Annotated in this window: 10 protein-coding genes; 8 read left to right on the forward strand and 2 right to left on the reverse strand. The window is 73.9% G+C overall.

What is annotated here, in order from left to right:
- Nucleotides 1-73: 73 nt before the first annotated feature.
- Together ADK86_RS06785 and ADK86_RS06790 are read right to left on the reverse strand one after the other, a co-directional pair.
- Complete coding sequence (locus tag ADK86_RS06785; RefSeq protein WP_003987008.1) at nucleotides 74-715, reverse strand: TetR/AcrR family transcriptional regulator; 642 nt, start codon at nucleotides 713-715, stop codon at nucleotides 74-76.
- Nucleotides 716-857: 142 nt separating this feature from the next.
- Nucleotides 858-1,076, reverse strand: coding sequence for a hypothetical protein (locus ADK86_RS06790; protein ID WP_053695762.1), 219 nt, complete (start codon nucleotides 1,074-1,076; stop codon nucleotides 858-860).
- A 173-nt stretch (nucleotides 1,077-1,249) separates the two neighbouring features.
- Between ADK86_RS06790 and ADK86_RS06795 the strand changes: the two genes are divergently transcribed.
- From ADK86_RS06795 to ADK86_RS06825, 8 genes are all read left to right on the forward strand, one after another.
- Complete coding sequence (locus tag ADK86_RS06795; RefSeq protein WP_053695763.1) at nucleotides 1,250-2,302, forward strand: alpha/beta fold hydrolase; 1,053 nt, start codon at nucleotides 1,250-1,252, stop codon at nucleotides 2,300-2,302.
- 8 nt (nucleotides 2,303-2,310) lie between these two features.
- Nucleotides 2,311-4,068: a DUF3152 domain-containing protein gene (locus ADK86_RS06800; RefSeq protein ID WP_078951877.1), complete on the forward strand. Its 1,758-nt coding sequence runs from the start codon at nucleotides 2,311-2,313 to the stop codon at nucleotides 4,066-4,068.
- 251 nt (nucleotides 4,069-4,319) lie between these two features.
- Nucleotides 4,320-4,415 (forward strand): Ms4533A family Cys-rich leader peptide, encoded by a 96-nt coding sequence (locus tag ADK86_RS45380; RefSeq protein ID WP_324607210.1) that lies wholly within the window; start codon nucleotides 4,320-4,322, stop codon nucleotides 4,413-4,415.
- 209 nt (nucleotides 4,416-4,624) lie between these two features.
- A complete protein-coding gene (locus tag ADK86_RS06805; protein ID WP_053695764.1) occupies nucleotides 4,625-6,361 on the forward strand; it encodes an ABC transporter substrate-binding protein in 1,737 nt (578 codons plus the stop codon).
- A 50-nt stretch (nucleotides 6,362-6,411) separates the two neighbouring features.
- Nucleotides 6,412-7,404 (forward strand): ABC transporter permease, encoded by a 993-nt coding sequence (locus ADK86_RS06810; protein ID WP_053695765.1) that lies wholly within the window; start codon nucleotides 6,412-6,414, stop codon nucleotides 7,402-7,404.
- Entirely contained in the window at nucleotides 7,401-8,390 is a 990-nt protein-coding gene (locus ADK86_RS06815) for an ABC transporter permease (RefSeq protein WP_053695766.1), read from the forward strand. Before ADK86_RS06810 ends, ADK86_RS06815 begins: the two co-directional genes overlap by 4 nt.
- Complete coding sequence (locus ADK86_RS06820) at nucleotides 8,387-10,096, forward strand: dipeptide ABC transporter ATP-binding protein (protein ID WP_053695767.1); 1,710 nt, start codon at nucleotides 8,387-8,389, stop codon at nucleotides 10,094-10,096. Before ADK86_RS06815 ends, ADK86_RS06820 begins: the two co-directional genes overlap by 4 nt.
- Nucleotides 10,097-10,287: 191 nt before the next feature.
- Nucleotides 10,288-12,267: a glycosyltransferase gene (locus tag ADK86_RS06825; RefSeq protein ID WP_063788953.1), complete on the forward strand. Its 1,980-nt coding sequence runs from the start codon at nucleotides 10,288-10,290 to the stop codon at nucleotides 12,265-12,267.
- The last annotated feature ends 77 nt before the right edge of the window (nucleotides 12,268-12,344 follow it).

Genomic DNA, 12,344 nt, shown 5'->3' on the forward strand with positions numbered 1-12,344 from the left:
CCGGCGGCGGAGCTCACCGGCCCGTGGCGGGGTTCGCCGGCCCACGGCGGCGCTCACCCGCTCGCCGCGGCGCTCACTGCCCGTCGGCGCCGTGCAGCGGGAAGCCCGCGATGCCCTTCCAGGCGAGCGAGGTCAGCAGCTGGACGGCGGTCTCGCGCGGCACGGTGCTCTCCGAGGAGAGCCAGTAGCGCGCGACCACCTGGGAGACGCCGCCCAGCCCGACGGCCAGCAGCATCGACTCGTCCTTGGACAGGCCGGTGTCCTCGGCGATGACCTCGCTGATCGCCTCGGCGCACTCCAGGGAGACCTTGTCCACCCGCTCGCGCACGGCGGGCTCGTTGGTCAGGTCGGACTCGAAGACGAGGCGGAAGGCGCCGCCCGGGTCCTCGACGTACGCGAAGTAGGCGTCCATCGTCGCGGCGACGCGCTGCTTGTTGTCGGTCGTCGAGGCCAGCGCGCTGCGCACGGACTGCAGCAGCGCCTCGCAGTGCTGGTCCAGGAGGGCCAGGTAGAGGTCGAGCTTGCCCGGGAAGTGCTGGTAGAGCACGGGCTTGCTGACGCCGGCGCGCTCGGCGATGTCGTCCATCGCGGCCGCGTGGTAGCCCTGCGCCACGAAGACCTCCTGGGCCGCGCCCAAGAGCTGGTTGCGCCGGGCTCGGCGTGGCAGGCGCGTGCCCCGCGGGCGTGCCGCCTCGGTCTGCTCGATGGCGCTCACGCTGCCTCCCAGGTGTTGTTCCGTCCGCGGCGTACGCACGCGCCGCGCCCGCCATCGTACTTTTGGGTAACCCGGCCGCGCGCGGTCGCGGTCGAGAAAATCTGCCGTCGAACGCTGTGGGAAGCCGACATATGGCCCCAGGTCATCGGTAATCGTCTTCGTCGAGATCCACGACACGGGCCTGCTCGGCGATGTCCGCCTCGTTCGCGGCGGCCGGGTCGATGCCGGTCAGCGGGTCGTCCTGCGCGTGGCCGACGTCGGTGTGCTGTTCGGCGGCGTCCGCCTCCGGCGCCTCGACGTCGAATTCGGCGGCTTCCGTCTCGTCCTCGAAGGTGTCCGGGTCGGTCGGGTCGACGGGCATGGTGGCTCCCTTTCTCTCACGTACTACGGAGGCCAGGGCGAGTGCCCGCACGCGAGCGCTCATCACACGGGTGCCCTTCACGCCCGAGCCTAAGAGAGCGGGTTCCGAAATGCGATGTGGTGTGTGAGCGCGAACACACGATCGGCGGCGTGATCGTCTCGTAACATCGACGCATGTCTTCGACGGAGTCGACCGGATCGCCGGACACCCGCGCCGTGCTCCCGGTGCCCCCGGCGGGCCGTCCCTCGCGGGTCGGCGCGGGGGAGACGGTGCGTTCCGTGAGCCTGCCCGGCCTGACGCTGAGCGTGCGGGGGGTGCCCGGCAAGCGCGCCGGGCTGCCGCCCGCGCTGTACGTCCACGGCCTCGGCGGCTCCTCCCAGAACTGGTCCGCGCTGATGCCGCTGCTCGCCGACCGGGTCGACGGCGAGGCGCTGGACCTCCCCGGCTTCGGCGACGCGCCGCCGCCGGACGACGGCGACTACTCGGTCTCCGCGCAGGCGCGGGCGGTCATCCGCTACCTGGACGCGAGCGGCCGCGGTCCCGTCCACCTGGTGGGCAACTCGATGGGCGGCGCGGCGGTCACCCGCGTGGCGGCGGTCCGCCCGGACCTGGTGCGGACCCTGACACTGATCTCGCCCGCGCTGCCCGAGCTGCGGCCGCAGCTGTCCGCGGTGCCGACCGGGCTGCTCGCGGTGCCGGGCGTGACCCGGCTGTTCAGCAGGCTGACGCGGGACTGGACGCCGGAGCGGCGCACCCGCGAGGTGCTCGCCCTGTGTTACGGCGATCCGGCGCTGGTGACCCCGGACGGCTTCACCGCCGCCGCCGAGGAATACGCACGGCGTCTCGAACTCCCGTACTTCTGGGAGGTGATGACCCGTTCGGCGCGGGGCATCGTCAATGCGTACACGCTCGGCGGGCAGCACAATCTGTGGCGGCAGGCGCAGCGGGTGCTCGCGCCCACGCTTCTCGTCTACGGTGGGCGCGATCGCCTGGTCTCCTTCCGTATGGCACGCCGGGCGGCCGCCGCTTTCCGCGGCTCCCGGCTGCTGACGCTGCCGGAGGCGGGGCACGTGGCGATGATGGAGTGCCCGGAAACGGTGGCGCGGGCCTTCCGCGAGCTGTTGGACGACGAAGCGGCCGCGCGGGGCGCGGCCGGGCCGGACGGGAGCGCCGGGGCGGTACGGTCCGCCGCCGGGGCCGTGTCCGGCGACGTGGGTAGGAGCTGACAGACCGAGTGGGACGTCACAGCCGCCGGGGCCCGGCCGCAACCGCCGGTGACACCTCCGGAATAGCTGAGGTGGACGGCGCGAGCGGGCCCGGCGCGGCTGGTGGCGCCGTACCCGCTCCCGGACCGGGCACGGGCCGCCGGCGCCGCCGCGCGGAAGCCGGAACGGACACGCGTACGGATGCGCGTACGGGTACGGAAACCGGCGCCGGGGCCGACGGCGGTACGTCCGCCGAGGCGGGCGCCGTCCCGGGCGCGCCCCGGGGCGCGTTCGCGCACGGAGCGTTCCGGCCGATGCCGCAGCAGCGCGCGCCCGAGCACGGGCCCGCGCAGGGCGCACTCCGGTACGGATTCGGGCACCCCGCGCCCGGGCACGGACCGGCGCGCACGTCGGCACGCAACCCGGTTCCGGGAACGCCACAGGCCACCCCGCAGCCCCCTCAGGGCCCACCGCGTGTGCCGCGCCCGCGCGGCGGCCCCCCAACGACGCCCTCCGCTCCCTCCGGCTCGGCCACCCCGGCACACGGATTCACCCCCTTCGGCAACGACACCGGCGAGGGCGCCGCGGCCCGGCCCGCCCCCGAACCGGCCGCCGGCGGCGCAGCACCGAGCGGCCCGTCCGCAGCCCCCAGCAGCCCATCGGCTCCCCACGGCCCCACCACCACGGGCGCCGGACCGCTCGGAGCGCCGCTCGCCGCCCAGGGCCGCATCCCGGCGCCACGCCAGGACTACGTGGACGCCTTCGACCGGATGCCGGCCGGACAGCGGCCCGACGGTCTTGAGGACGTGGACGACGATGTGTTCGCGGCCGGCGCCCCGGGACGCGGACCGGTGCGTCCCGCCGGGCGGCCGGGGGCCTTCGGGCACGCGGCCGACGGGGCGCACGGCGAACCGTACGAGCCGTACGAGGACATGGACCTGGGCGAACTCGACGCCGAGGGGCGCCGGTCCGACCCCGGCAAGAAGGGCGCCAAGGGCCGTACGTTCACCGGCGTCGCCGCGGCGGCCGTGACGACCGTGCTCGCGGTCGTGGTGGCCGGGCAGGTCGCCGAGCAGCAGCAGGACGACGGCAAGCCGCAGGCGCTGGGCGAGGGGGACCGTGCGGCCGACGGCGCCGGGGCCTCGCGCTCGCAGGCGCGGCCGACGCAGCAGGCGGCCCCCGCCACGTACGACCAGAAGATGGCGCAGGTCTTCCCGCTGGACGAGAAGCTGACGGCCTCCGGGCGGTTCGAGCCGGCCGGCGGGGACGCCAAGGCGCCCGGCCACGGCCGGGTCTGGCGCTACCGGGTCGACGTCGAGGCGGGCATGGGCCTCGACGGGCAGCTGTTCGCCGACGCGGTGCACAAGACCCTCAACGACGAGCGGAGCTGGGCGCACGGCGGACAGCGCACCTTCGAGCGGGTGGGTTCCGGCCGCGCCGACTTCGTCATCACGCTGGCCAGCCCGGGCACCACCGCCAAGTGGTGCGCCAAGTCTGGTCTCGATACGACCGAGGACAATGTGTCGTGCGACTCCGCGGCGACCGAGCGCGTCATGATCAACGCGTACCGGTGGGCGCAGGGCGCCAAGACCTACGGGCCGGACAAGATGCACGCCTACCGGCAGATGCTCATCAACCACGAGGTGGGCCACCGGCTCGGGCACAACCACGAGAGCTGCACGCGGCAGGGTGCCCTGGCGCCGGTGATGATGCAGCAGACCAAGTTCCTGACCACCGACGGCGCGACCTGCCGCCCCAACGCCTGGCCGTTCCCGGACGGGCATTGAGCCCGGGGCGTTACAGGCACTGAGGGGCGAGGCATGACGGGCGCTCACCCGGGGCGCGACAGGCGCTGAGCCACGGCGCGACAGGCGGTCCCGGGCAGGCGTCGGGCCGCCCCGGGCGGGCGTCGGGCCGGGGTGAACCGGGCACCGAACCGGGCACCGAATCAGGCCCGTAAACCAGAATATGGGACGAATCGTCTCCCATTCCGGGACGCTTTTGCCAGCACCCGCCCCTTCGTGATGTCTTCATGCCCATGCCGCACCCTGCCACCGCCTACGAGCGCGCCGCCTTCGAGCTGGCGCTGATCGGCGTGTCCGTGCAGTCCGTGGCCGACATCCACTGTCGCTGAGGCCCGTCCCCGGCCGCGCGCTGGCGCGCCGCGACGGCCCGCGTTCCCCGGGTCCGTACCACCGCGGCGACGTGTGACCCCGGGCCGGGGCGTTCCCCGCGTATCCACGTATCTCACCCGAACGTGTCCGCAGGGGCGGTCCCGCGCCTCACCGCGCTTCTGCTGCCGCCTTCCTCGGGTACGTCCTGCCGCGAAAGGCACCCACCGTCATGTCCCAGACGTACCGTTTCCTCCACCTTCCTCCCGTCAGAGGCGTGGTCGCCGTTGCGGTGGGCGTCGTGCTCGCCGCCACCGCCACCGCCTGCGGCCCCAAGGACGCCGCAGCGGGCGACGGCGCGAGCGCCGCGCCGGCCAAGGGCGGCACGCTCACCGTCCTGAACTCCCAGCCGCAGACCAACTTCGACCCGGCGCGCCTTTACACCTCCGGCGGCGGCAAGGTACCGACGCTGGTCTTCCGTACGCTGACCACCCGCAACCGGGAGAACGGCGCGGCCGGCGCCAAGGCCGTACCGGACCTCGCCACCGACACCGGCCGCCCCAGCGAGAACGCCACCGTGTGGACGTACACGCTCAAGGACGGCCTCAAGTTCGAGGACGGGTCGCCGATCACCAGCGCCGACATCAAATACGGCATCGAGCGCTCCTTCGCCGCCGAACTCTCCGGCGGAGCACCGTATCTGCGGGACTGGCTGGTGGGCGGGGAAAGCTACCAGGGCCCGTACAAGGACAAGAGCGGGGACGGGCTCAAGTCCATCGGGACGCCGGACGCGAAGACCATTGTCTTCCACCTGAAGAAGCCCGAAGGCGAATTCCCGCTGCTCGCCACGCAGACGCAGTTCGCGCCGGTGCCGAAGGCGAAGGACACGGGCACGAAATACGAGGAACACCCGGTCTCCTCGGGCCCGTACAAGGTCGTGAAGAACACCGGCGACGGTGAGCACCTCGTCCTGGAACGCAATCCGCACTGGTCCGAGAAGACGGACTCCGAGCGGCACGCCTACCCCGACACCATCGACGTGAAATCGGGCCTGGATTCCGCGGTCGTCAACCAGCGGCTGGCCACCGGCGCAGGTCCGGACGCCGCCGCGGTGACCACCGACACCAATCTCGGCCCGGCCGAACTCGCGCGGATCAGCGGCGACAAGGACCTCGGCAAGCGGGTCGGCACCGGCCACTTCGGCTACACCAATTACCTCGCGTTCAACCCGAAGGTGAAGCCCTTCAACAATCCCAAGGTGCGCCAGGCCATTGCCCACGCCGTCAACCGGCAGAGCGTGGTGAACGCCGCGGGCGGCTCCGCGCTCGCCGAGCCGGCCACCACCTTCCTGCCGAACGGCACATCCTTCGGATACACCCCGTACGACCCGTTCCCGGCCGGGCGCACCGGAAATCCGGCGAAGGCCAGGGAACTGCTCAAGGAGGCCGGTTACGAGAACGGGCTGAGCATCACCCTCACCCATTCCACCGCCAAGAACTTCGCGACCAGCCCGGAAATCGCCACGGCCATCCAGGAAGCCCTGAAGAAGGCCGGGATAACCGTCAAGCTCCAGGGGCTGGAGGACAACGACTACACGGAGAAGGTGCACAGCGTCGACGACGAACCCGGCCTGTTCATCGGCAGCTGGGGAGCGGACTGGCCGTCCGGCGGCCCGTTCCTGGCGCCGGTTTTCGACGGCCGGCAGATCGTCCGGGACGCCTCGAACTTCAACCACGCGCAGCTCGACGACCCGGCGGTCAACCACGAGATCGACGAGATCAACAAGCTGACCGACCTGACGGCGGCGGCCGCCCGGTGGGGCGCGCTGGACAAGAAGATCGGCGAGCAGGCCCTGTCCGTACCGCTGTTCCACCCGGTCTACAAGCGCCTGTACGGCAAGGACATCAAGAACGTCGTCATCAGCGACTGGGACGGCGTGCTGGACATCTCGCAGGTCGCGGTCAAGTGATGTCGGCACCTGAAGAGACTCCGGCGTCGCACGTGCCGCCGGAACCCGAAATGACACCCCATCAGCGCGGCGCGGTGTGGCGGCGGCTGCGGCAGCGGCCCGCCGCCGTCGCCTCCGCCGCCGTGCTCCTCGCGCTCGTCCTGCTCGCCCTCGCCGCCCCGCTGCTCGCTGCGCTGGAGGGCCAGGACCCGACCACGTACCACGACGGCCTGATCGACTCCGCGCGCGGCGGCGTGCCGCTCGGCCCGTACGGCGGGATCAGCGGCGACCACTGGCTGGGCGTCGAACCCGGCACCGGCCGCGACCTGTTCGCGCGGCTGCTGTACGGCGCCCGGGTCTCGCTGCTCATCGCGCTCGGCGCCACGGTCCTGCAGGTCGTGATCGGCCTGGCGGTCGGCCTTGCCGCCGGCCTCGGCCACCGGCTCGCCGACCAGGTGCTCTCCCGGTTCACCGAGGTGCTGACCGCGCTGCCGACGCTCGTCATCGCGATCTCGCTGACCGCGCTCGTGCCCGCCGGCTTCCCCCGCCCGCTGCTGCTGGTGCTGGTCATCGGGCTGCTCGGCTGGTTCGGCACCTCCCGGATCGTGCGGGCCCGCACCCTCGCCCTGAAGAAGCTGGACCATGTGGCGGCGGCCCGGCTGGGCGGCTCGGGGCCGCTGCGCGTGGCGCGCCGCGAACTGCTGCCCGCGGTCGCGGCGCCGGTGATCACCTACGCGGCGGTCCTGGTGCCCGGCAACATCGTCGCGGAGGCGTCGCTGTCGTTCCTCGGCATCGGCGTCACACCGCCCACCGCGTCCTGGGGCCAGATGCTGTCCACCGCGACGACCTGGTTCCGGGCCGACCCGATGTACGTGCTGCTCCCGGCGGGCTGCCTGCTGGTGACCGTCCTGGCGTTCACCGTGCTCGGCGACGCGGTCCGTACGGCGCTCGATCCGCGCGAGCGGTCCCGGCTGCGGGTCGGCACCCGCGCGTCCCGTACGGGGCGTTCCGCGGCCACCACCGCAACCGCGGACGCCGCCCGTGAGAAGGAGGCCGTCGTATGACCGGCTACGCCCTGCGCCGGCTGGGCGGCGCGCTCGTCGTCCTCTTCCTGCTGACGGTCGCCGTCTACGCGCTCTTCTACGTGGCGCCCGGCGACCCCGCCAAACTGGCCTGCGGCCCGCGCTGCAATCCCGGCCAGATCCAGCAGGTGCGCGAACGCCTGGAGCTGGACGCGCCGCTCCTGACGCAGTACCTGCACTTCCTCCAGGGGCTGGTGGCCGGCCGCGACTTCTCGTACGGCACCGCCGTACTCCACTGCGACGCGCCCTGCCTCGGCCTCTCCTACCAGAACAGCACCCCGGTCACCGAACTGCTGGGCGACCGGCTGCCGGTCACCGCGTCCCTCGCGTTCGGCGCGATGGTGCTCTGGCTGCTGCTCGGCGTCGGCACCGGGCTGCTGTCCGCGCTGCGCCGCGGCGGCACGACGGAGCGCGTCCTGACCGGACTGACCCTCGCCGGCACCGCCACCCCGGTCTTCGTCACCGGGCTCCTGCTGCTGATGGTCTTCTGCGCGTATCTGCAATGGCTGCCGTTCCCCACCTACGTACCGCTGTCCGAGGACCCCGAGCAGTGGGCCTGGAACCTGCTGCTGCCCTGGACGGCGCTGGCGCTGCTGGAATCCGCCAAGTACGCCCGGCTGACCCGCGCCTCGACGCTGGAGACGCTGGCCGAGGACCATATCCGCACCTTCCGCGCGTACGGCGTGCGGGAACGTTCCGTCGTCACCCGGCACGCGCTGCGCGGCGCGCTGCCGCCCGTCATCGCGCTCACCGCGCTCGACCTCGGCACGATGTTCGGCGGCGCGATGCTCACCGAGACGCTCTTCGGGCTGCCGGGCATCGGGCAGCTCCTGGTGCACTCGGTGCGGGTCGTCGATCTGCCCGTGGTCGTCGGGGTGGTGCTGGGCACCGGCGCGGCCGTCGTCGTCGCCAACGTGGTGGCGGACCTCCTCTACGCACTCGCCGACCGAAGGGTGGCCCTGACATGACCTCTCCCGGCGCAACCTCCCCGGACACGCGTCCCGCCGACGCTTCCGGAGCGGCGGCGGACCTTCTGGTGGAGGTCCGGGACCTGTCGGTCGCCTTCCCCGCCGACGGCGACGGCGATTCCGCCGTACAGGCGGTGGACGGCCTCTCCTTCACGCTCGCCCCGGGCCGTGCCCTGGGCATCGTCGGCGAGTCCGGCTCCGGCAAGTCCACCGTCGCGGCCGCCCTGCTGGACCTGCACCGGGGGACCGGGGCGCGGGTCGGCGGTACGGTACGGGTCGCCGGTACGGACGTACGGGCTGCTGACGAGCGCGCGCTGCGTCGGCTGCGCGGCGGCCGGGCCGCGATGGTCTTCCAGGACCCGCTGTCCTCGCTCGACCCGTACTACGCGATCGGCGACCAGATAGCCGAGGTGTACCGGGTGCACCGGCCGGACGTCTCCCGGCGCGCGGCCCGCGCCCGCGCCGTCGAGGTGCTGGAGCGCGTCGGCATCGCGGACGCCCCCCGGCGCGCCCGCTCGCGGCCGCACGAATTCAGCGGGGGCATGCGCCAGCGCGCGTTGCTCGCCATGGCGCTCGCCTGCGAACCGCGCCTGCTGATCGCCGACGAGCCGACCACCGCGCTGGACGTCACCGTGCAGGCGCAGATCCTCGACCTGCTGCACGGGCTCCGGGCCGAGACCGGCATGGGGCTGCTCCTGGTCACCCACGACCTGGGGGTGGTCGCGGGCAGCGTGGACGAGGTGCTGGTGATGCGCGGCGGCCGGGCGGTCGAGCACGGCACCGTCGGCGAGGTGCTGCGCACGCCGCGCGAGCCGTACACGAAGGAACTGCTGGCGGCGGTGCCCCGCGTGGACACCGAACCGGCCGTACGCCGCGCACGGGCCTCCAGCGGCGAGGACGGCGTCCTGCTCGAAGCCGTCGGACTGCGGCGCGAGTTCGGCGGGTGGCGGAACCGTACGACCGCGGTCGACGAGGTCTCGCTGACCGTACGGGAAGGGGAGGCCCTCGGCCTCGTCGGCGAGTCGGGCAGCGGCAAGACGACGCTCGGGCGGATGCTCGTTCGGCTGCTGGACCCGACCGCCGGGACCCTGCGCTACCGCGGCCACGACATCGGAGCGCTCACCGACCGCCAACTCCGCCTGTTCCGCAGTGAGTTGCAGATGGTCTTCCAGGACCCGGTGGCCTCGCTCAACCCGCGGCGCAGCATCGGCGAGTCGGTCGCCGACCCGCTGCGCGCGGCCGGCGACCGGGACGACGCGCGCGTGGTGCGCCGGGCGTGCGAGCTGCTGGAGCGGGTCGGCCTGGACCCGGCGTGGTACCACCGCTACCCGCACGAGTTCAGCGGCGGCCAGCGGCAGCGCGTCGGCATCGCGCGGGCGCTCGCCCCCGGCCCCCGGCTGCTGGTCTGCGACGAGCCGGTCTCGGCGCTCGACGTCACCACCCAGGCGCAGATCATGGGACTCCTCGGCGAACTGCGGCGGGACCTCGGCCTGGCGCTGGTCTTCATCGCGCACGACCTGGCGGTGGTGCGGGCGGTCAGCGACCGGGTCGCGGTGATGCGCGGCGGCCGGATCGTGGAGGAGGGCCCCACCGACGAGGTGTACGGGCGTCCTGCGCACCCGTACACGAAGGGCCTGCTGGCGGCGGTGCCCGTACTCGACCCGGACGTGTCCGCGGCCCGCCGGGCCATGCGGGCCGCGGCGTGACGGGCACATAGCGCGCCAGAACGCCCACCGGGGTGGAAAGTTACGTCTCTTCACCCCTTCCGGTGGCGCGACGGACAACCGTCCGTCGTGTCACCGAGATCTCTGCGTAGCTTCTTCCTGCAGGTAGCGGCGGGCCTCCCAGGGGCGGCCGCCGTCGTCCGACGCCTATCAGGGAGAACGGGGGTGCACTCGTGCGCATTGCTCTGCTCACCGAGAGTGGTGCCCTGGATGCGTCCGGTGAGACGCGTCCGTGGTGCGACCGGCTCGTGCGCGGGCTCACCGGCCACGAGTTCGAGGTCTACACCCTCGCCCGCGGCCCCGAGGGCGCCCCGTACCGCGGCCGGACGGTGCGGACCGCTCCGCTGTACGGGGAACTCCCCGCCCCGCTGATGTGGCAGCCGGAAAGGCGGCGCGCGCGGGCGCGCGGGCGGCTTGCGCGCCGGCGGTTCGCGGCGTGCTTCGCCGACCTGGTGGCGGGGTTCGTCACCGTACGGGCTCCCGGTGTGCGGGCCGCTGAGGAGGCGGGTGGGGGCGCCTTCCCCAGCGCTTCGGCAGGGACCGGTGAGGAGCGTCGCGAGGATCAGGCGGACCGTTTCGTCGCCGGGCTCCACGGGCTGGCCGAGCTGGCCCGCGCGCAGGGCCGCCTGCCCGGACTCCTCCGCTCCGAACAGGCCGTACGCCTCCTGGAAGCCGCCTGCCGCACCCCCGGCGCACCGCGCGCCGCGCACGGCGCGCGCGTGGCCGACCTGCTGGCCGTGGCCGAGGAGCTGGAGCGCGCCCTGCGCCCCCTCTCCCTCGACTGGTACGGCGATGCGCCGGGCAGCGCGTACGCCTTCGGGGCCGGTGACGTGCCCGCAGGCGGCGGGCTCGCCGCGGTCGATCTCTGCCACGCCGCCACCGGCGGCCCCGCCGCCCTCCCCGGGCTGCTGGCCAAACGCTTCTTCGGCACGCCGCTTCTGCTCACCGAATACGGCGTGCGGCTGCGCGAGCACTACCTCGCGCGCGCCGGAGCACGGCTCAGCGCCCCCGTACGGGCCCTACTGGGCGCCTTCGAAGCCGCGCTGGCCGCCGAGACGTACGCCCAGGCCGCACTCGTCGTCCCGGGCACTGCCCACACCCGGCGCTGGCAGGAGCGCTGCGGCGCCGACCGGGAGCGCCTGCGCACCATCCACCCGGGCATGGACGCCGGCGGCTTCACCGCCGTCCCGGACGCCGTGGCCGACCACTCCACGACGCTGGTGTGGACCGGCACCGTCGAGCCCGCCAAGGACCTCGTCTGCCTGCTGCACGCCTTCGCGCGCGTCCACCGGGCCGAGCCCGCCGCCACCCTGCGCATCGTCGGCACGCCGGGCACCGGCCCGGAGGACGCCGCCTACCTGGCGCACTGCCGCGCGCTGGCCGCCCAGCTCTTCCCCGACGAAGCCGCCGACGCGTGCAGCGCGGGCGACAACCCGGTCTCCTTCGAGGAGATCGGCGGCCCGGAGGCGCCCCGCCCGCAGGACGCCTACGCGGCCGGTGCGGTCCTGGTCCTCTCCAGTGCTGCGGAGGGTTTCCCGCGCTCCCTGGTGGAGGCGATGCTCAGCGGCCGGGCCACGGTCTCCACCGACGTCGGCGCGGTGTGCGAGGTCATCGGCGGTACGGGCCTGGTCGTACCGCCCCGCAACCCGCGCGCGCTCGCCGACGCGTGCCTGGCGCTGCTCCGCGACCCCGGCAGGCGCGCCCGGCTGGGCGCCGCCGCGCGCGCCCGCGCACTCGAACTGTTCACGGTGGAGCAGAACGTCACGGCATTTCGTGGCATCTACCTGGAGCTGATGTCCCGTACGCCGTGCCGTCCGGCCGTCGGCGCCGCACCGGGCCAGGGCGGCGCGCCCCGCCTGTTCGCCCGACCCGCCGAAGCCCATGTGCCGGGCCGCTGGGCCGCGGTGCGCGGCACCGGACAGCCCGCGCCGCCGACCGGCCGCACCCCGAGCTGGGCCGACCCGGACCCGGACCCGGAGGGGGACGGCACGCGGCGCGCGGAGCCCCCGCCCGCCGAAAGCGAGCGCCTGCCCACCACCGGCCCCGCCCACCAGCAGCCCGCCCAAGCGGCCGCCGCTCACCCGCAGCCCGCCCAGCCTGCCGCCGCCGGAACGGCCGTCGGTGCCGACCGCCAGAGAGGAGCGCGGCCGTGACCACAGCCGAAACCGGCACCGGACCCGCCGGGCCGCCTTCGGAGCCCAGGGCCCGTCCGACCCCCCGCCCACCGGAC

The organism is Streptomyces sp. NRRL F-5755, assembly GCF_001279365.1.
Taxonomy (GTDB): Bacteria; Actinomycetota; Actinomycetes; order Streptomycetales; family Streptomycetaceae; genus Streptomyces; species Streptomyces rimosus.

Coding starts and splice junctions, on each gene's coding strand:
- ADK86_RS06805 (WP_053695764.1), top strand. CDS start 4,625: ATGTCCCAGACGTACCGTTTCCTCCACCTTCCTCCCGTCAGAGGCGTG.
- ADK86_RS45380 (WP_324607210.1), top strand. CDS start 4,320: ATGCCGCACCCTGCCACCGCCTACGAGCGCGCCGCCTTCGAGCTGGCG.
- ADK86_RS06795 (WP_053695763.1), top strand. CDS start 1,250: ATGTCTTCGACGGAGTCGACCGGATCGCCGGACACCCGCGCCGTGCTC.
- ADK86_RS06820 (WP_053695767.1), top strand. CDS start 8,387: ATGACCTCTCCCGGCGCAACCTCCCCGGACACGCGTCCCGCCGACGCT.
- ADK86_RS06815 (WP_053695766.1), top strand. CDS start 7,401: ATGACCGGCTACGCCCTGCGCCGGCTGGGCGGCGCGCTCGTCGTCCTC.
- ADK86_RS06810 (WP_053695765.1), top strand. CDS start 6,412: ATGACACCCCATCAGCGCGGCGCGGTGTGGCGGCGGCTGCGGCAGCGG.
- ADK86_RS06790 (WP_053695762.1), bottom strand. CDS start 1,076: ATGCCCGTCGACCCGACCGACCCGGACACCTTCGAGGACGAGACGGAA.